The organism is Micromonospora sp. CNZ280, assembly GCF_011759515.1.
The window spans coordinates 687,679-706,171 of the sequence record NZ_JAAOYP010000004.1 but is presented as its reverse complement, the minus strand read 5'-3'; the positions used below and the strand labels follow the sequence as shown (position 1 = coordinate 706,171).

The following is an 18,493-nucleotide window of genomic DNA, read 5'->3' as shown; positions in this document are numbered from 1 at the left end:
CCGATTCGAGGGCACCGACGGGCGGGTGAGCCGAGTACGCCTGCACGACCTCCAGCCGGCCGAGCGGGTCGCGCTGGCCGACCTCCTCGGCCTGGCGTACACCCCGGACTCGGAGGTGACCGTTTCCGTCCGGGTGCTCGACGCGATCCTGCAGACCGCCACCGGCGGACTGGACACCCGAGGCGTGGTGGAGGCGATCGGTGGCCCCCTCACCAGTCGAGCGGAGGACCGCCGGCAACGGGCCGCCGAGCGTGCCCAGCTCTGGCAGTGGGCCCGCGAGCATCCCACCGTCCTCGCCGAGCCGGCCCTGCTCACCTGGCTCGAACGCGTTCGCGCCGGCGGCCTCGTCGCCGGCGACACCTCCGCCACCCGGACGCTGCTGGAGCAGGCATTCGAGGTCCTTACGGCACTGCCCGCGGCCGGCGAACCGCTCCCGGTGCTGGCCGCCCGCCTCACCGGTGACTCCCATGCGCTCGACGAAGACAGCCGGCTCGGCAAGGTGGTGCTTCGGGCGTTGGCCGTGCTGCGCGACGAGGAGACACCGACCGACGCGGAGGGTCGTCGACGGCTGTGGGAGTACTCGGGCGTCGCGTGCGACGAGCTGTCAACCTCCGTCCTGGTCGCGGGGATGCGGCCCGCCGGCGACGGCCCACTCGCCCGAGGATTACGCACCTGGGCCGACGCCGGTCAGGCATCCGTGGTCACTCTGGCTCACCTCAAGGACCACCCCGTCGGTGGACTGCGGGGACCGGTGTTCGTCATGGAGAACCCGGCGGTGATGGCACTCGCGCTACAGCGGTTCGGTGTCGCCTGCCCACCCCTTGTCTGCGTCGCCGGTTGGCCGAGCACGGCGGCGATCATGTTGTTGCGACAGATCGCTGCCAGCGGGGCGAAGCTGCGCTACCACGGAGACGTCGACGGCGAAGGCCTGCGGATCGCGGCGCACATAATGAGCAAGACGGGCGCGGAACCGTGGCTGCTCCAGGCGGAAGACTACCGGCGTGCCGTGCCGAGTGCGGGCCCACCGGCGGGTCGAGTCGACGACACCCCCTGGGACCCGCAACTGGCTGAGGTCGTCCGTGCACACGGCATAGCCCTGCTGGAGGAAGTGGTGGTCGACTCCCTGCTTGTCGACATGGGAGCACACGTCGGCCGGCGTGAGCTACCTTAGCCGTCCGCGGGCCGGACCCGTGAAACACCAGCGCCGCGTAGGCCGTTTCTGCGGGAGCGGTTGGGGCCGCCCTCGTTGCCCGCCCACACCACCGGCACCGGGGCGCGCGTTGCCGGGGCGGGGCAGGACCTCGGAGGTTCAGGCAGTGGCCGGGCCACATCGTGTGCGGGGTGACTCGCCGAAGGCTGTGACGCCCTCGTATTCCGCCACCGGGGCGGCGCCGACACGCTCGTACTCGAGCAGCAGCAAGCCGTTCTCCGTCGCCTCGTGGCGGACGAGTCGGAGGCCGACGGGCGCGCTCGGGCGGTCGAGCAGCCGTCGCCCGGAACCGGTCACGGTGGGGGCGACGACGAGTCGGAGTGTGTCGACGAGGCCGGCCGACAACAGGTCCCTGCCGAGTCGCGCACTCCCGTGGATCTGGAGTTCCCGTCCTGGCTGCTCCCTGAGCCTCCCGACGGTCTGGATCGGGTCGCCGTGCAGCATGGTCGTCGGGTGCCAACTCGATTCCGTGAGGGTGTTGGTCACGACGTACTTCGGTAGTGAGTTCATCCGTTCGGTGAACGGGTCGTTCGGGTCGGTGATCCGGGGCCAGTCGCGAGCGAACGCCTCGTAGGTCCGCCGCCCCAGCAGCAGACCGTCGGCGAGACCCAGCCAGTCAGCGGTACGCTGGACGAAGAGCTTGTCCAGGTAGGGCACGAGCCAGCCGCCCCGGGTGAAGTCGTCGCTCGTATCCTCGGTCGGCGAGCCGGGGCCCTGGCTGACCCCGTCGAGGGTGACGAATCCGGTAAGGGCGATCTTCATTGCGTGCCCTCGCCTTCGACGAGTCCGGCGAGTTGCTCGGTGACCGAGCCCCAGCCTTGCGCGAAGCCGAGTTCCTGGTGACGGGCGCGAGCGGCGGGATCGCCATGGCGGACGATGATCCGGTAGTCCGTGCCGTCCGGATGATCGCTCAGGGTGATCTCGGCGGTCATCGGGACCGGGGTAGGGTCCGCGGGCCTCCAGGCACTGTCGATCGCGTTCGTGAACACGATCCGCTCGAACTCGTCGACGACGAGGAAGGTCGCGTCGACGTGCGGGACGAACTCCACCCCGTCGTCGCTCAGTCGGGTCACGAACGCGCCACCGGGCCGGACGTCCAGGCGGTCGACGCGGCACAGGGTCGGAGCCGGGACCCACCACTTCTCGAGGCGGGACGGGTCGGTCCACGCGGTCCACAGGGCGGCGCGGGGGGCGCGGATGACCCGCTCCAGCGTCAGGTCCAGGTCGGGATTCACTGTCGGTTCTCCTCGAGGTCGGTGACGAGGCGTTCGAGGCGATCGGTGCGCTCTTCCCAGATCCGGCGCTGCTCCGCGAGCCAGTCGTCGATGACGGCGAGGCACTCGCGGTTGAGCACACAGGTGCGCACCCGGCCGGACTTGGTCGTGCGGATCAGCCCACTGGACTCGAGCGTCCGTACGTGCTTCATGAACGAGGGGAGGGTCATCGGAAACTCGCTGGCGAGATCGCCGACGCTCGCCGGGCCGTGGCCGAGGCGCCGGATGACCCCGCGTCGGGTCGGGTCGGCGAGGGCGACGAACACGCCGTCGAGCTGCGCCGAATACTGTGCCATGTGGCTAAGTATCGTTCGGGAACGACACTTAGCGCAAGGGCAAAGTATTTGACGCGCCCCGGAGTGCCCTACCGCGGCGTCGGTAGCTGGCCGACCGCTGCCGATACGGGGGACCGGACGCCCTCCGGGCGGATCTGGCCGCGCTCGGCGGGCCGGATCCTGGACCTGCCGGCCAGCGGTGCAGGGACGCCGGCTGCTGGCGGTCTGCGCCGCGCTCTGCACGGTCAAGCTCACGCGTCAGCCGCTGGTCGCGCTGTGGCTGTTCGAAGCGCGGCTGGAAGCGGTTTATGGTGGCCATGTGCTTGACCTGAGCAGGGTTGACTTGGAGGAGATCGCTACCGCGCTCGCGGACCAGACCGCCTACGAGCACCGATGGCTGATCAACCCGCAGACGGGCGAGATCGTGCTCTGGACGACGGACGGCGGCATCGATGGACACACTCCCGTTGACCTTGATGATCTGGACCTGATCTGCATCGATCCGCTGCCGTCCTACCTCTGGTATCAGGACATGGCCGACTTTGCCGAGAGAATCAGCGACGAGACGGCCGGCCGCAAGCTCGCGCGAGCCATCCATGGCAAGGGCGCCTTTCGCCGGTTCAAGGACGAGTTGCACGAGGAGTGGCCGCACCTGCTGCCGGCGTGGTACGCCTTCCGCGACGTGCGCGCACAGCGGCGGGCGGTCGAGTGGCTGGTCGACAACTCGCTGGTCGACGACGAGACGGGCGAGCCTTTCGTGGCCGAGCACCCAGATCCCGACCTTCCCTGACCTGGTGCCCCTGTCGTGCCCGGTGCCGAGATCGGGCACCAACCCGGCCACGGGGCAGCGCCTTCACCGAGTTGTGAGACGTCCCTCAGAAGCTCACGATGAGGGTGAGGGCGCAGACCACCAGCATGCCGGTCGCGTTGACGAAGAGGTTGCGGCCGAAGTCGCGGGCACGAATGTGCATCGCGATCGCCACGATGAAGTACAGCACCAGCGCGGCCGACGTGATGAGCCCGATGTACGGCACCCAGATGCCGGCGACGAGGCCGGCGGCCGCCGCGAACTTGACGGCGGAGAGGACCCACCAGTAGCGGCGGGGCCAGTGAACGTCCTCCAGACATTTCGCGATGAACGCCGCCGGACGTAGGCACAACAGCGCGTCGCCGAACGAGATCACCGCAAGAAGGATAACGGGCCAGATCGGGTCAGGAAGGGCCGGCATCGCACCAACATACCATACCGTATGGTATGTTGATCTTATGTCGACGCGCGAACGGTGGCTCACCGCAGGCCTTGAGGCGCTGGCGGCCGACGGTGCGTCGGGTGTCCGGGCCGACCGCATAGCGGCCCGCCTCAACCTGACGAAAGGGTCTTTCCACCATCACTTCGCCGGGGTGGAGGACTATCGCCGGGCGCTGCTGGAGCGACACGAGCAGGACCAGTTGGCGCTGCTGGACCGCCTCGCCGCGGAACTGGAACAGGTCGCGGCCGAGGCCGCTCTCGGCGCCCTGACCGACCGCCTGACCGGCCTGTTCGATGCCGACCTTGAACGGGCGGTACGCAGTTGGGCGGTCACCGACCCGGCGGCCCGCGCCGTACAGGAACGACTGGACGGCGCACGGCTCGAGTTCCTGCGCCGCACGTGGGCCCGGATTCTCCGTGATGAGCGGCGGGTGCACATCGCAGCCCTCGTTCCTCACCTCATCGCGATCGGTGCCAGCATGGCCCAGCCGCGCCTGCCGGCCGAGGACCTGCGCGCCGTGTTCGATCTCCTCGCCGAGTTGGCGCCCGGCGTGCGGATCCCCGAGGCGTGACCAGCCGCGCCAGATGTGCCCGTCACCCGATCCGGCGCCCGGCCGGGTAGCCGGTGCTCCCGCTACGTGACGTCGGGACGCGCGGGGCACCAGGAGGCACCGGTTGATCGCCGCCGGGGCTCCTTGCTGCCCGTGCAGGACGCGTCCCAGGTCAGCGCGGGCCGGGCGGCCAGGCCCGCATCGCCTCGTCAACGACGTCGAGCAGTTGCGCGCGTGGGGCGCCGGCGTTCGACATGGCCGAGAGGCCGTGCCAAATGCACTGGACGTACGCGGTCAGGGCCGCGACGGACGTCGACCGGGGCAGCTCACCCGCCCGGACCGCCTGCTCGATCCGCTCGCGCAGCGCGTCGGCGTCGGCCTGCTGGAGCCTGGCGACCGTCTGGCGCACGTCGATGGTGTCCCGTCCGCCGATCATCGCGGCGCTGGTCGTCAGGCAGCCGGCCGGTTCGTCTTCGGCGGTGAAGGTCTCGGCGGACCTGCGCAGTATCCGCTCCACCGCGGCCCGCGCGGTCTGCTCCTCGGCGATCGCCGAGACGTAGATCTCGCGGTAGCGGCGCGCGTAGGTCATCACCGCCTCCTCGAACAGCTCCCGCTTGCTGCCGAAGGCGGCGTACAGGCTCGACGGCGAGATCCCCATGGCCTCGGTGAGTTCCGCGAGCGATGTCGCGTCGTAGCCCTGAGTCCAGAACAGCCGGGTGGCCTCCTCCAGCGCGGTGTCGCGGTCGAACCCACGCGGGCGGCCAAGGGGCGGAGTCACCGCCTCATTCTAGAGCGACCGTTCCAGAACCTGTTACAGTCCCCATTACTGGAACGATCACTACAGAAGGGGTGACTGTCGTGACATGGAGCGTGACGGTGGACGGCGGGCAGGTCGCGGTCCTCGGGGAGGCGTCACCGCACGGAACCCTGGTCGTCGTCCCGGGCGTCATGAGCGACGCACAGGACTGGAGCGCCTTCGTACAGGCACTCCCTGGCCGCCCCTCGGTGGTGGTCAATCGCCGGGGGCGCGCGCCGAGCAGCCCGCAGGGCGAGAGGTACAGCGTCGAGATGGAGATCGCCGATCTGCACGCCGTGCTCGACGCGATCCCCGGCCCCAAGGATCTCCTCGGCTGGAGCTACGGCGGGCTCATCGCCGCGGAAACCGCCACCCGGCGGGAGGACGTCCGGTCGCTCGTGCTCTACGAGCCCGTCTCGCGCCCCTTCGCCGAGCACATCACCTCGGCCGTCCGCGACGCCGCTCGGGAGGCCGACCTCGACCGGCTGGTCGAGATCGTCAACATCGAGATCGCTGGCTACGACCACGACCGTGTCCGTTCACTGCGCCGGTCCCCGGTCTGGGCTCACCTGCGACTCCTGGCGCAGGCCCTGCCCGCCGAGCACATCGCTCTGAACGCGTTCACGCCCCACTACGAGCGCTACCGGGCGCTGCGGATCCCCGTCGACATCCTCGCCGGCACACTCAGCGCGGCCACCGGCGCTCCCTACGCCGAAGCCCTCGACCGGTTCGTCTCCGCCATGCCGCAGGCGCACGTGACCTGGATGGAGGGGCTCAGTCACCTCGCACATGTCGAGGCACCCGCCGCTCTCGCGGCACACCTGCGCGCAGTAAACGAACGCGTTCGGTGAACCGGGGTCCATGGAATCCAGAGGATCCAGGCCGTACTAGGCAAGCATGGGGTACGCGGTCGCGAGCACCGCCGACGACACGCTCCTGCCCCCAGCAGGGGAGTGTCGCCGGCGATGCGCTCCGGCGCGGGCCAGGGCGTGCCCTTCCTATGGAATTAATAGCACTTGACGCCGCTGGCGGGGCTGATCACGTACCATTCGTGCTGCCCGTATCCGGTCCGCTTGGTGTAGCAGTTCTTCTTCGGCCAGTTCCATTGGCAGGCCACCCAACTGCCGTCGCCCGAGGTCTTCGTGCGGTTGTTCTGGCAGATGTACGTGTTGCCGCCCCCGGTCCACTGCCCCAGCTTGAAATAGCCGTTGGCCTTGTCGTTCCGTACGTAGATGGCCCGCCGGTCGAACCGGATACACATGGTCGCGTTGTATCCCGATGGGAAGTAGCACTGCATGTTGCTGGCGGTCGCTCCTGACCACACCGTTGACTTCGAGACGTTGGTTCCGTTCTTCCAGTACAGCGACCCGGCTGACGCCGGAGGTGCGAACACCGTCGTGGAAGCCACCGCCAGCGTGGTTCCCAACAGGGCCGAGCAGGCCACCGAGCGGAGACGTGTCACAGTCTCTCCCTTCCTGAGATTTCGTTCCGGCAGCACGGGCCGAAACAGCAGATTATTGCGCACCCTCGGAACCGTCCACTCGCCACTGTCGGCCTGCTGGATCGGCATCCTCGTGCGACCGAGTCTGGCAGACACACTTCGAGGTATGACGATGCCGAAGGCAACTTGCGGAAATCTTGAGCTTGAAATGCTCGGGCGGGCTGACTCGTATGGTGTGACGGTGAGGTGATCTCCGCAAGATCGGCTTGATGAGCGGTTCTGCCTGTGTCGGTGGGGATGGCTGGCTTCAGCGGCTTGACTTGGCCCCACCTGGCGGTGTGATTCGGCCCCATCGGTCGGGGTGCCGAATGTTGTGTCGGTGTGATGTGGCCCCACCTGGAGGCTTGACAGGAGCGCTACCCGGTCTACCTCAGGGCGTCGTCGAGCGGCGCCGAGCTGGACACGACCATCGCCGCCGATCGCGCACTGAGGTGATCTCAACAAGGATCGCCGTTTGACGTGCGCGACATGCGCGAATGCGTCCTTATCGGACGATGCTTGAGGAGGGCGTGGGGCCCTCGGTAGGCAGTTCTCACCACAAGATCAGCCCAGCAAGTGAGGACCCCACGTGATCGCCTATCGTGCCATGCTCGACGTGCCCAGGGAACTCGTTCAGCACGTGGCGCGGCTGTTACGCGCCGAGCGCCGTGCGGTGGGCACCCGATCGGGAACGCGGGCGTTGACCTGCTTCTACCAGGCGCTTCTGGTGTTGGTGTGGTTCCGCAAGGGTGAGGACAAGACCACTCTCGGGGCGGGGTTCGGCGTGTCGAGGGCAACCGCCTACCGGTATGTCGCCGAGGCCGTGCGGGTCCTAGCGGCGCAGGCCCCCACCCTGCATGAGGCCCTCGCGCGGGTCGCCGGCGAGGGCTGGTCGCACGTGATCCTCGACGGCAAGCTGTTCGACACCGACCGAGTGGCCGAGACGACCATGAGCGTGAAGGGCGAAACGATCGATGCCTGGTACTCCGGGAAACACCGCGACTTCGGCGCGAACATTCAGGCCGTGATGCGCCCGGACGGACTACCGATCTGGACCTCCGAGGCGATGCCCGGACACCTGCACGACCTCACCTGCGCCCAACAACTGGATGTCACCGGCGCCCTGTATTGGGCGGCCTCCGAACTGCACCTGCCGGCATTGGCCGACTCCGGCTACGAGGGCGCCGGCCAGGGCATCCACACCCCGTACAAGCAACCCGCCGACGGCCGCCGCCTCGCCGTCGACAACCGCACCTACAACGCTGTCCTTCGATCCATGCGGTGCCGCGGAGAACGCGGCTTCGCCATCCTCACCGGCCGCTGGCGCAGCCTCCGGCACAGCACCGCCAGCCCACGAAGAACCGGCGATACCGTCCGCGCCGCACTGCATCTCACCCACTTCGAATACCGCTACCTACCCGAATCTTGTTGAGATCACCTCACTGATGGACCGCATCGCCGACCTCCAGGCGGCGCACCTGCACAAGCTCGCCGCGCTCCCGACGGCCGCCTGCCCGGCCAGCACCTAGTGCGTTGTCCATGAACGTTCACCGGGTCTGACTCGTCAGGCGGCCTTGGTTCGGGGGCGGCCCCAGCGGTGCTGGCGTTCGCTGCGGACGCGGGCGCGTTCTCGGCGTTGGGCGGCCAGGACGTCGGGGTGACGGGCGTTGGCGTTACGCCAGCGCAGGTATTTCTGCGTTTCACGGGCCAGAACGGTGTGGTTGGGATGGTTCGAGTTCGCCATGGTGAAGGTGCGTAGCGGCCCGAACTGGGCTTCGATCGGGTTCGCCCATGACGCGCTGGTCGGGGTCAGGCAGAGTTCGACCTTGTTCCGGGCTGCCCATCGACGGATGGCCGGGGTCTTGTTCGCCGAGAGGTTGTCCAGGATGACGTAGATCGGCGCGCCGTCCGGGCGTGCGGCTCGGATCGATTTCAGGGCGGACAGGGTGTGGTCGCCGCCTTTGCGGCGGCGCATCACGCCCCAGAGTTGGTCGTCGGCGAAGCTGTAACAGCCGTGGAAGTAGCGGATGCCGTGCGTGCGTTTGTAGGTTGCGGGCAGCCGGTCCGGATGCGATCGCGGCGCCCACCCGCCACCGTGGTGCGGGCGGATCGACAGCGGCCCGAACTGGTCGAAGGCGAAACACCGCTGCGGGAACCGCCTGGTCACCTCTTCGATCCGGTCGAGTTTGGCGTCGAAGTGCGGATCCGATGATTCCTTCCATGTTCGCGTGCGTTGCCAGCTGACCTGGTTGTCGCGCAGCAGCTGCCGTAGCCGTTCCCGGCCGATGGTCACCTGCCGGGTGGCGTCAGTGGCGAGGTAGTCGGCGAGTTTGCGCAGGCTCCAGCGGGTGAACGGACGCCCGAGCGTGCTCGGACGCGTGATGGCCGTCGCGACGATGAACGCTTCATCGTCGTCATTGATCCGGCGGGGACGGCCTCCCGCCCATTGAGGGTCCAACGCGCGTAGTCCGATCTCGTTGAACAGGTGGATGACGTCGCGGACGGTGTCCTCGTGCGCGGCGACCAACCGAGCGATCGACGTGACAGGTGTCCCGGACGCCGACGCCATGATGATCATCGCCCGTCGCACCCGGACCGAGTCGTGCTTGCCTCGTCGCACGAGTTGTTGCAGCCTGCGGCCCTCGTCCTGCGTCAACCGCCGTGCCCGTACCGGCTCGACCAATCCACCCACCCCACTCTCAACGGCCTCCATCACCGCCGTCGAGAGTGAGCCCTCACCACCTCATCCGGACGCACGCCACCCGGCGTGTCACCGACCCGGCAAACGTTCATGGACAACGCACTAAGGCGTGTTTCATAAGCCGGTCAGAGCCACTCGGTGATGATGGTGATGGTCAGGACGGCTTGAAAGCGGACGGCGAGTTTGTCGTAGCGAGTGGCGACGCCGCGGTGGCGTTTGAGCCTGTTGATGCCGTTCTCGACGGCGTGTCGTAGCCGGTAGAGATCCTTGTCGAACGCGGGTGGGCGGCCACCGTTGGAGCCTTTGGCCTTGCGGTGGGCGTCCTGGTCTTTCTTGCTGGGGATGCAGGCCTTGATCCCGCGTGAGCGCAGGTATCTGCGGTTGCCGCGGCTGGTGTAGGCCTTGTCGGCCAGGACCAGGTCGGGGCAGGTGCGGGGCCGGCCGACACCGAGGCGGGTCACGCGGATGCGGCGCAGGACGGGGATGAACTGCGGGCTGTCTCCACGGTGCCCGGCGGTCACGGTCAGGGAGAGGACCTTCTGTCCCTGCTCGCAGGCCAGATGAGTTTTGGTGGTCAGCCCGCCGCGGGACCGGCCCAGCGCGTGGTCGGCGGGTTCGTCGTGCACACCGCCGGGTGTTTCCTTCTGCAGATGGCCGTCGGTGCGGGCGCCGGCGGCGTGCTGGTGGGCGCGGCTGGTCATCGAGTCCACGCTCACCGTCCAGGCGATCCGGTCCTGCGCGTCGCCGGCCGCCTGCAACGCGGACAGGATCTTGTCCCAGGTTCCGTCACGCTGCCAGCGGCGGAACAGGCCGTAGATCGTCTGCCAGGGCGCGTACTCGGCCGGGACGTCCCGCCATGGAGCACCGATCCGGATCCGCCACCGGATCCCGTCGATGAGCTGCCGTTTCTCCCACTTCGGCGGACGACCTGTCGCCGGCGCGGCAGGCAACAGCGGAGCCAGAACAGCCCACTGCCTGTCGGTCAGGTCATGCCGCCTCGTCACCGCTACGCTGGGCACGAGGTCTCCGGTATGAAGTTCTTGCTTGGTCGCAGAACCAAATACCGGAGACCTCTTCAGTTATCGACCACCGCCACGCCGTGACTTCGTACGGATCCCTCGACTTACGAAACACGCCTTAGGTCAAGCCCGCCGGATACTCGAGAAGCACCGCGTCCAGCTCGGGGCCCAGCAGCTCGGCACCGCGCAGACGGTCAGCGATGCCGGCATCCGCAAGTTGCTGAGTCCGTAGCCGGCCCTACTCAGCGTCCTGTGCCTCAATCAGGTCGAGGTCGCGGACGCAGAAGCCGTGGTGCTCGAAGGTCTCGTTGAGCACCGTGCCGAGGCACTGCCGCACCGAGCGGCCCCGGGCGTACGGCGGCCAGACATCGTCGTCGGGCACCGGCGCTGGCGCTGCGAGCTGCACAGAGGTGACCTCGTCGAGCCAGGCCTCGAGCTCGGCGGCCTGTGCGTCACGCACGCTCACGATCTCGTCGAGGGTCGGATCGAGCGAGAGGTCAAGCCCGTGCGCTCCACGGTAGGGCTCGACGGTCGGCCCGATGCCCATCGGCGTGAACGGCTCCGTCGAGCCCAGGCAGCAGCGGCGGAACCACGAGTCGTGGACGAAGACCAGGTGGCGCATCGTCTGCGCCGCCGACCACTCGTCGTTCACGCTGCGGCGCTCGATGCCGGGCGTACGGCGGATTCGCTCGATCGTGGCGGCCCAGCCGGCATGGAGCTGACGCGCTGCCTCGCGTAGATCGGCAGGGTCCTGGGAGCGGATCAGCACCCGCACCGGATGGCGCCGGTCGAGCTCTGCCTCGACGTACTCGGTGACCTCGACACCGTTTACCACGAGGTTGGTGATGAGTCCGTCGATCACGGCATCCTGCATGACGACGCCGATCAGGCGTGCCCCGGTCAGATCGCACTCGCGGAACTCCGCACCGTGCAGATCCTCGTCGATGTACCGCCTCATGCTCCGCATACTAGGTCCGAGCACCGACAAGGCTGCCGAGCGCGAAGATCGCAACAGCGTCGCGATCGCCTGCAACGAATCCTTCTCCGGATGGACCAAGACCTTCACCGATCCGCGGGACCCGTCGGTGTCCTCCACCAGACACCCGCGCCCGGTGAGGTACCAGCTCATCCGCTCCGCGCCGGGATCAGGGCGGTGTGTCGAAGCCGGTGCGGCGCGAATCAGGTGCCGGCGGTGCGGGCGGTGAACCGTCGGGCGGCCTCGGTGAGGCGGTTCCGCCGGGGATCGGCGGCGAGCGCGGCCAGGCCCGGCAGGTCGACCGGACGGTCGCCGGGTGCGGCGTCGGCAGCGAGGGTGACCAGGTCGGCCAGGCCCGGCCGGGCTCCGGCGGGCAGCAGCGCCGGCACCGCCGCCGACGTCACCTGCCAGACCGCCTCGCGGGCACCGGCCCTGAGCACCTCGGTCAGCGGCGGGACGACCCGCTGCAGCACGATCCGACCGGTGGCGGCGAGGGCGCCGATCTCTGACCCGATGCCGGAGCTGTCCCAGTCCGGTCGGGCGGCGAGGGTGATGAGGGCGTCGCCGGCCGCCAGCCGTACGGGTTGCCGATGGTTGGCGAGCGCGTACGCCATGGTCGACCACATCGCCGGGCCGGGTGGGCCGTCGGCGGTGGCGAGACCGCTGAGGATCCCGGTGGGGATGGTGCCCCGCTCCACCGCCGCGGCCACGAACGGCTGGAGGTGCGCGGCCATGACCTCCCGGTGCGACGGCGTGATCATCGGCCACAGCGGCAGGTCGCCGGTCCACCCGCTGTGGTTGGTCCGCTGGACCGCGTCGAGTGGCTCGGCGAGTTCGGCCGGCAGGCCGGTCGGGTCCAGCATCGCGATCCGCCGGCCGGTCCGGTACGGCTGGTGGCCGACCTCCTCCACCCAGGTGCGCGGCTCGATCCGGGTGGTCAGCGCCGCGGCGAATCGGCGCCCGGCGGGGGAAGTCAGACGCCGCGCGCCGGCGTGGACGACCTCGTCCACCTCGCGCGGCAGCCGCAGGATGGCCTGTGTCAGGTCGGCGTGGCCCGGCTGCCAGCCGTCGTCCTCGGCCTTGCGGAGCAGGGTGAGCACCCGAGCGGGATCGACGTGTCCGGCGACGGTGGCCGGCGTGGCCAACAGCGCCGGCGGCGGCTCCTTGAGTAGCCGTTCGGCGAGTTCGGTGACCCGGCGTTCCAGGAAGCGCGTCACCGGATGCGGCTCCGCCCACCGGTGCGGCGTCTCAGCCGACACGTAGTTGCCGGTGGCGGCGGCGACCACGGCCGGCCACGGTCCGGTCCACTGCGGGACCATCGGCCTCAGCACCCGCTCGGCAGCGGCGCGGTCGCCCCGCGCCGCCCGCACCAGCCCGTCGAGCAGCAGCTCGTACCGGACGGGATCGTCGTTGCCCTTGCGGAACACGATCGCCAACTCGCCGGCGAGCGCGCCGAGGTCCAGCGGCGGTGGCATCTGCGCCGGCGGCTCCGCGACGCGCGGGGCAACGGCGGCGGGAGCGGGCGGTGCGGCGCCGAGCAGCCCGGCCAGCCGGTGCGCGACCGCGCCGTCGAGCGCCGGCAGCTCGCCGCGCAGCCGGTTCCGGGACTCCTCCGACAGCGCCGGCAGCCCTCGCTCGATCAGGTCGAGGGTGGCGTCGGCGAGTTCGGGCACCGGATGGAACAGCCCGACCACCAGCCCGTCCAGCAGCGGCTCGACCGGAAACGTCCGTAGCCACTTCAGATGTGCCCGCACCAGCGTCTTCTCCTGGCGGGACAGCATGCTCCGGGTGATCTCCAGCAGGGCAGCCGGATCCAGCGCGGACACCCGGTGCAGGTCGCGCAGCCCGGTGTACGCGAGGTTCGCGACCGTCGACATCGGTGCGGTCAGCAGGCCGATCAGCTCCTGCCGGTGCCCGGCCAACTCGTCGAGGGTCGGTGCCAGCTGCTTGAGCAGATCGAGGTACGGCTGGAGCAGCCCCTTCCGCCCGCCGGCCCGCAACCGGCGCAGGCACCCCGCGATGAGCACCCGCCGGTCGATCCGGCCGCTGGCGGTCAGCTCGAGCAGGGCCGGGGGCCAGTCCCGGCTCGCGACGCCGGTCGCGAAGGCGGCGGCCACCCGGTCGTCGTCGAAGAGGTACGGCACCACGTGGTCGAGCCACGGGTCGGCGGCCAGGGCAGCGGCCAGCGACGGGTTGCCCCGCCGCATCGCCACGTACTGCGCCACGGCCGCGGGCGTGTCCGGCGGCCCGGCACCCACGGCCCGCATGAGCGCCTCGGTGAACGGCCAGTGAGCGGCCCCTCGGATCCGCGAGCCGGACCGGCGCAGCAGGTGCCGGGCCAGGCTGGCGCCCCAGTCGGCGCCGCGTGCCCGGAGCAGGCCGGGCACCATCTCGGGTGACACCCGCAGCGACGGGCCCGCGGACCACGGCCGGTACAACCGCTTCACCGCGTCAGCGACGGTGGGAGCGCAGGCGAGCACGGCCATGGCGAGGACCGCGTGGCGGCGCTCGTTGAGCTGTCTGGCCTCGTGCGTGGCCTGCCACTCCAGTCGCTGCTGCTCGAAGCTGCGCTGGCGTTCCTGCCGCTGCGACCGCTGGCGGGCCATGAGCGCCCGGATGCCGGCGAGGTCGCGGGGAATCTCCTCTGCGGGAGCGGTCATGAACACGAAACCGAACGTGCCGGACGTGGGCAACTCCGGCTCCGGCTCGGGCTCGGGCGGGGGCAGCACGACCGGCTTCGGCTCGGCACGGGTCGGCGTGTGCGCCTCCAGCGCCGGCAGCAGGCCGGCGCGCCCGGCGGCGTCCAGACCCGCGAGCGTCTCCCCGAGCGCGTCGAAGTCGGCCGCGTCGACCCGCGCGCACACCTCGCGCCATCCGTCACTCACCGCAGGTCACCCCCGTTCTCCTCGCTGATCATCGCTGCCACGACGTGCTTGCACGGCCCGCGCACGCCCTGATGCTCGGCCCACCAGGCGCAGGTGCAGGCGTACCCGGCGCCGCGCCGGTGCACGAGATAGGTCGAACCACCGGAGGTCACCTCCACGCCCGCGGCCGTCGGCACCACCCCGCCCGCCGCCCCCAGCGCCCGCGCCGCCGCCAGCCGCGGATGCAGCGCGGCCACGACATCGGCCCGGTAGGGCAGCGGCCGGTGGAACGACGCCGCCGCCGCGATGTCGTAGCCCACCTGGCCCGCCGTGGCGAGCGCGGCGAGGGCGGCGGTGGCCCGTCCACCGTCCCAGCCCATCCGCTCGGCGACCGACGACCGGTCGACGACCGGGTCGGTGACCAGCAGGGCGCTCAACGCGTCGGCGTCGGTGTCGTCGGCGGACCCGGCTCCGAGGTCGGCCAGCAGCTGACCGTCCCCGGCGAAGCCGTGCTGCACGGCGGTCGACAGCAGCAGCGTGAACCGGGCCGTGCCGAAGTCGAGCACCCAGCCGCTCACCTGGGTCGGCGCGCCGCTGACCGGCGGGGCGTAGAGGGTGACGGTGCGGGCGAGGGGAAGCAGCGGACGCAGCACCGACAGGCGGTATCCGTCCGCCACGCAGACCGCACCGCGAACCGGCCGGCTCGTGGAGCGCCACCCGGTCGCGGCCGGCAACAACCGACGCGTCCGCCGGCCGGTGCGCGCCGACACCTCGGCCAGCAGCGCGACCGCGCGTCCCGGGCGGAGCTCCAGCCGCGGGTCCATCGGCAGCGCGTGCGCCGACACCTCGGCCAGCCCGCGCAGCCACCGTTGCGGCAGGGGCACCCGCTTCTCGACGACGCGCCCGTCGAGCGTCGACACGGCGAGCTCGTCCTCGCCGACCGCCAGTCGCACCGGGTCCCCGGCCCCGACGCGGGTCAGCGCGGTGTACAACCCGGGGTTGATGTCCACGTTGGTCACGCCCTGACCGACCGGAGCGCCGTCCAGTTCGTCGGCGGCCAGGTCCAGGCGCCCGTACACGCCGCCGCAGGTCGACAGCGCCTCGAACCGCAGCCGCTCGCCGTCGCCGGTGACCACCGGATCGCGCCCGCCCGGACTACGCACCGGCCGGAAGTCGGCAGCCGCGATGTCGGCCAGTGCCAGCAGCCCGCCGGCCACCACCCGGGGCGTACGCACGAAACCGGCGAAGAAGGTCTGCTCGTCGACCCGGTCCGGCGTCGACGTGGCAAGGGCCACGGTGTCACCGACCACGCCCGACGCATGCCGGTAGATCCTGGTGTCCACCACGGACGGGCTCGCACTCAATGCTCGATCCTTCCTGGGCCCCGCCGCGCGGCGTCCGGGAATGGTGCCACGCGCCGCGCACGCCGCGCTGTCCTCCGCACCCGTCCACAACGCATCGACGCTGCCCCGGCTCCGGACGGCGAGCGGTACGCGGCAGCTAACCCGAGCCGTACGACATTTCCTCGGCTTCCACGTCGCTCCGGTTCGACCCACCGCCCCGGGCTGGAGCACTTTCGTGCAATCGCTTCTGACGCGGTGCCGGCGGGAGGGTGCCGGGTCGGGCGAGGAAGGCGGGACCGGTGGCCCACCGCCGCCGGCCCGCAAGATTCGGCGATTCGGCTCCTGTCAAGCCGGTGGCGGATAACCGAAACTGAAGCGATGTCTCACCAGGGCGGCGGCGCGCCACGCACCCAGGTAGCGGTCGCCGCGTTGCTCATCGTCGCCGGCGTGCTCACCCTCTTCGTCCCCGCCGGTCACGAGGGCTCGGTCCTCGTGCCGATCAGCGACGGTCACGGACTGTCCGCCGTGGACGCCACCGGCGCGGCACTGCTGGCGGTGGGCGGCACCTGGCTGGAAGTGCTCGTGGTACGGCGGCTGCCGTACCTCGCGCTGCCGCCACGGGCCCTGTTTGGGCTCGGCCTGCTGGCCGGTATTGGCGTGGGGCTGGTGATCGCCTCAGTCTTTTCGAAATTTTTCTGGTGGTGGGCTGTCGGAGCCGCGGCACTTGGCGCTGCCGGCCTCGTCCTCGTACCCCTCACGGCGCGCCGTCGAGGTCGCTGACGTCGCGTCCGCCGAGCAAGGCTTCCCTGCCGCTCGAGACTCGTGACCACACCGGAGGGTGACGACGCACTGGCCACGGGTGGGGAAGAGCACCAGTCCTGGAAAGAAATTCCAGCTCCGGGTGCTGCATGGAAGGATTTCTTTCGGTCGATGCCGTTGGTACTGTGCTGCCCGTGCATCCCCCTCCCACCGTCACCGCCCCACCGGATGACCAGGCGCCGACCTCGGATTCCCCCCGCTCGACCGCCCGGCGAGGGAAGCCAGCGCGCTTCGAATCCGGGCTCGGGTGGCTGCTGTTGCTGCCGTCGGTCGTGGTCTTCGCGCTGTTCGTGTTCTGGCCGCTGGGGCGGACGCTGTACCTGTCCGTGCACGGTAACGACCTCTTCGGCGCGCCGTCGGTGTACGTCGGCGCGGAGCACTACCGGGAGATGCTGTCCGCCGAGTTCGGCAGGGTGCTGGCCACCACGGGCCTGTTCACGCTGTTCTCCGTCGTGCCGGCCGTCCTGGGCGCGCTGTTCGTGGTGCTGCTGCTGGAGGCACGCATCCGCGGCGTACGGGTGCTGCGCACCGCGTTCGCGCTGCCGTTCGCGTTCTCGGTCGCGACCGCGTCGGTCGTCTTCGCCGTCATCTACAACCCCGCGATCGGCGTGGCGAACGGGGTGCTCGGATCCTTCGGGATCGACCGGGTCAACTGGCTCACCGACCCGTCGATCGCGCTGCCCGCCATCTGCGCCGCGACGGTGTGGATGAACTTCGGATACAACGTCCTCGTGCTCTCCGCCGGGGTCGCGGCGATCTCACCTGAGGTGGTCGAGGCCGCGCGGCTGGACGGTGCGACCGGCTGGCGGCTGGCGTCCCGGATCACCGTGCCGCTGCTCTCCCCGCAGCTGTTCTTCCTGGTCGTGGTGTCCACGATCCACGCGTTGCAGAGCTTCGGACAGATCCACATCCTGACCAAGGGCGGCCCCGACCAGGCCACGACGACCCTGGTCTACTCCATCTACGAGAAGGCGTTCGCCTACGGGTCCTCCGACTTCGGATCAGCCAGCGCCCAGGCCGTCGTGCTGCTGATCGTCATGCTCGGCTGTACGGCTGTCCAGTTCGGCATCCTCGAGCGGCGGGTCCACTATCGATGAAGAAGTTCCGTTTCGGGCAGGCCGCCGTCTACGTCGTGCTCGGCCTGGCCCTGATCCCGGTCCTGTTCCCCATCTACTACGGCTTCGTCGGCGCCGTGATGGGCCCCGGTGACCTGGCGACCTACCCGCCCGCACTGGTGCCGCACGAGCTGTACTGGCAGAACATCACCGACGTCTTCCGCTCGGTGCCGCTCGGCCGCTTCTACGTCAACTCGGCGGTCCAGGCCGGGGCCATCACAGTGGCCCAGATCGTCACCAGCATCCTGGCCGCGTACGCCTTCGCCTTCCTTCGCCTGCCGGCGAAGGCGGCGACCTTCGCTCTGTTCCTGGCCACTCTCATGGTGCCGTGGGAAGCGATCATCATTCCCAACTACCTGGCCATCTCCGGCTGGGGTCTGGCGCGGGGTGGGTTGACCTACCTCGGTCTCGTGCTGCCCTTCCTCGCCTCGGCGTTCGGCACGTTCCTGCTGCGCCAGGCCTTCCTGCAGTTTCCGACCGAGCTGCGGGACGCCGCGGTGATCGACGGGTGCGGCCACTGGCGCCTGTTGTGGCGGGTCATCGTGCCCCTGTCCAAGCCCTCGATCGCGGCGGTCGGGGTCTATGTCTTCCTCTCGGCGTGGAACCAGTACTTCTGGCCGCTGATCCTGATCCGCGACTCCGAGTACCAGACACTGCAGATCGGCATCTCCCAGCTCAACGACGCCGAGGCGGCGCAACCTGGCCTCGTTCTCGCCGGCGTCGCGCTGTCCCTGCTTCCCACGCTGGCCGTCGTGCTCTTCGGTCAGCGCTACATCGTCCGTGGCCTCACCGCCGGCGCGCTGCGTTAATTCGTCAAGAGG

General features: G+C 69.9%; 20 protein-coding genes and 1 pseudogene. 10 read left to right on the top strand and 11 right to left on the bottom strand.

Translation table 11 applies throughout. The features are described 5' to 3' along the window. Positions 1-25 precede the first annotated feature (25 nt). Positions 26-1,171 (top strand): TIGR02679 family protein, encoded by a 1,146-nt coding sequence (locus tag FHX32_RS30385; protein ID WP_208419496.1) that lies wholly within the window; start codon positions 26-28, stop codon positions 1,169-1,171. Between the two features lie 138 nt (positions 1,172-1,309). On the opposite strand, the gene FHX32_RS30380 is transcribed toward FHX32_RS30385, so the two are convergent. The 3 genes from FHX32_RS30380 to FHX32_RS30370 are packed head-to-tail and all read right to left on the bottom strand — an operon-like array spanning position 1,310 to position 2,780. Next, a complete protein-coding gene (locus FHX32_RS30380) occupies positions 1,310-1,972 on the bottom strand; it encodes a dihydrofolate reductase family protein (protein ID WP_167190808.1) in 663 nt (220 codons plus the stop codon). Beyond that, on the bottom strand, positions 1,969-2,445 hold the full coding sequence (locus FHX32_RS30375; RefSeq protein WP_109901713.1) for an SRPBCC domain-containing protein: 477 nt from the start codon (positions 2,443-2,445) through the stop codon (positions 1,969-1,971). Before FHX32_RS30375 ends, FHX32_RS30380 begins: the two co-directional genes overlap by 4 nt. Then, positions 2,442-2,780, bottom strand: a complete 339-nt coding sequence (locus tag FHX32_RS30370) for a metalloregulator ArsR/SmtB family transcription factor (protein WP_167190805.1) — start codon at positions 2,778-2,780, stop codon at positions 2,442-2,444. The genes FHX32_RS30375 and FHX32_RS30370 overlap by 4 nt, the downstream gene beginning before the upstream one ends. A 178-nt stretch (positions 2,781-2,958) precedes the next feature. Between FHX32_RS30370 and FHX32_RS30365 the strand changes: the two genes are divergently transcribed. Further along, positions 2,959-3,549, top strand: a complete 591-nt coding sequence (locus FHX32_RS30365) for a UPF0158 family protein (protein ID WP_208419495.1) — start codon at positions 2,959-2,961, stop codon at positions 3,547-3,549. Positions 3,550-3,634: 85 nt separating this feature from the next. On the opposite strand, the gene FHX32_RS30360 is transcribed toward FHX32_RS30365, so the two are convergent. Further along, complete coding sequence (locus FHX32_RS30360) at positions 3,635-3,943, bottom strand: DoxX family protein (protein ID WP_486481412.1); 309 nt, start codon at positions 3,941-3,943, stop codon at positions 3,635-3,637. A gap of 82 nt (positions 3,944-4,025) precedes the next feature. On the opposite strand from FHX32_RS30360, the gene FHX32_RS30355 reads away from it, so the two are divergent. Beyond that, complete coding sequence (locus tag FHX32_RS30355; RefSeq protein WP_158289856.1) at positions 4,026-4,580, top strand: TetR family transcriptional regulator; 555 nt, start codon at positions 4,026-4,028, stop codon at positions 4,578-4,580. A 151-nt stretch (positions 4,581-4,731) separates the two neighbouring features. Here FHX32_RS30355 and FHX32_RS30350 read toward each other — a convergent pair whose 3' ends face one another. Continuing rightward, a complete protein-coding gene (locus FHX32_RS30350; protein WP_167190799.1) occupies positions 4,732-5,337 on the bottom strand; it encodes a TetR/AcrR family transcriptional regulator in 606 nt (201 codons plus the stop codon). Between the two features lie 80 nt (positions 5,338-5,417). Between FHX32_RS30350 and FHX32_RS30345 the strand changes: the two genes are divergently transcribed. Then, the gene (locus FHX32_RS30345) at positions 5,418-6,206 is read left to right on the top strand and encodes an alpha/beta fold hydrolase (RefSeq protein WP_167190797.1); all 789 of its coding nucleotides are present in this window, start codon (positions 5,418-5,420) and stop codon (positions 6,204-6,206) included. 155 nt (positions 6,207-6,361) lie between these two features. Here FHX32_RS30345 and FHX32_RS30340 read toward each other — a convergent pair whose 3' ends face one another. Next, entirely contained in the window at positions 6,362-6,616 is a 255-nt protein-coding gene (locus tag FHX32_RS30340) for a hypothetical protein (RefSeq protein ID WP_088994233.1), read from the bottom strand. 34 nt (positions 6,617-6,650) lie between these two features. On the opposite strand from FHX32_RS30340, the gene FHX32_RS30335 reads away from it, so the two are divergent. Together FHX32_RS30335 and FHX32_RS30330 are read left to right on the top strand one after the other, a co-directional pair. After that, complete coding sequence (locus tag FHX32_RS30335) at positions 6,651-7,046, top strand: hypothetical protein (protein WP_167190794.1); 396 nt, start codon at positions 6,651-6,653, stop codon at positions 7,044-7,046. Between the two features lie 378 nt (positions 7,047-7,424). Next, positions 7,425-8,267, top strand: coding sequence for a transposase family protein (locus FHX32_RS30330; protein ID WP_167190354.1), 843 nt, complete (start codon positions 7,425-7,427; stop codon positions 8,265-8,267). 132 nt (positions 8,268-8,399) lie between these two features. Here the strand turns inward: FHX32_RS30330 and FHX32_RS30325 are convergent, their stop codons facing one another. The 3 genes from FHX32_RS30325 to FHX32_RS30315 all read right to left on the bottom strand — a co-directional run bounded on the left by FHX32_RS30325 (position 8,400) and on the right by FHX32_RS30315 (position 11,513). Next, complete coding sequence (locus FHX32_RS30325; protein ID WP_167190791.1) at positions 8,400-9,518, bottom strand: IS630 family transposase; 1,119 nt, start codon at positions 9,516-9,518, stop codon at positions 8,400-8,402. A 143-nt stretch (positions 9,519-9,661) separates the two neighbouring features. Next, positions 9,662-10,540: an IS5 family transposase gene (locus tag FHX32_RS30320; RefSeq protein WP_486481402.1), complete on the bottom strand. Its 879-nt coding sequence runs from the start codon at positions 10,538-10,540 to the stop codon at positions 9,662-9,664. Positions 10,541-10,793: 253 nt separating this feature from the next. Next, positions 10,794-11,513 (bottom strand): DinB family protein, encoded by a 720-nt coding sequence (locus tag FHX32_RS30315; protein WP_167191091.1) that lies wholly within the window; start codon positions 11,511-11,513, stop codon positions 10,794-10,796. Positions 11,514-11,550: 37 nt separating this feature from the next. Between FHX32_RS30315 and FHX32_RS35515 the strand changes: the two are divergent. After that, positions 11,551-11,631: pseudogene (locus FHX32_RS35515) on the top strand (IS21-like element helper ATPase IstB); the annotation flags it as partial. A gap of 103 nt (positions 11,632-11,734) precedes the next feature. Here the strand turns inward: FHX32_RS35515 and FHX32_RS30310 are convergent. Further along, positions 11,735-14,416 carry a DUF6493 family protein gene (locus FHX32_RS30310; RefSeq protein ID WP_167190788.1) on the bottom strand — a complete coding sequence of 894 codons (2,682 nt, stop codon included), beginning with the start codon at positions 14,414-14,416 and terminating at the stop codon, positions 11,735-11,737. Continuing rightward, positions 14,413-15,759, bottom strand: coding sequence for an SWIM zinc finger family protein (locus FHX32_RS30305; RefSeq protein WP_167190785.1), 1,347 nt, complete (start codon positions 15,757-15,759; stop codon positions 14,413-14,415). Before FHX32_RS30305 ends, FHX32_RS30310 begins: the two co-directional genes overlap by 4 nt. A 357-nt stretch (positions 15,760-16,116) precedes the next feature. Between FHX32_RS30305 and FHX32_RS30300 the strand changes: the two genes are divergently transcribed. From FHX32_RS30300 to FHX32_RS30290, 3 genes are all read left to right on the top strand, one after another. Next, a complete protein-coding gene (locus tag FHX32_RS30300; RefSeq protein WP_167190782.1) occupies positions 16,117-16,518 on the top strand; it encodes a hypothetical protein in 402 nt (133 codons plus the stop codon). Positions 16,519-16,814: 296 nt separating this feature from the next. Beyond that, on the top strand, positions 16,815-17,654 hold the full coding sequence (locus FHX32_RS30295; protein WP_208419494.1) for a carbohydrate ABC transporter permease: 840 nt from the start codon (positions 16,815-16,817) through the stop codon (positions 17,652-17,654). After that, a complete protein-coding gene (locus tag FHX32_RS30290) occupies positions 17,651-18,481 on the top strand; it encodes a carbohydrate ABC transporter permease (protein WP_167190776.1) in 831 nt (276 codons plus the stop codon). Before FHX32_RS30295 ends, FHX32_RS30290 begins: the two co-directional genes overlap by 4 nt. Positions 18,482-18,493 lie beyond the last annotated feature (12 nt).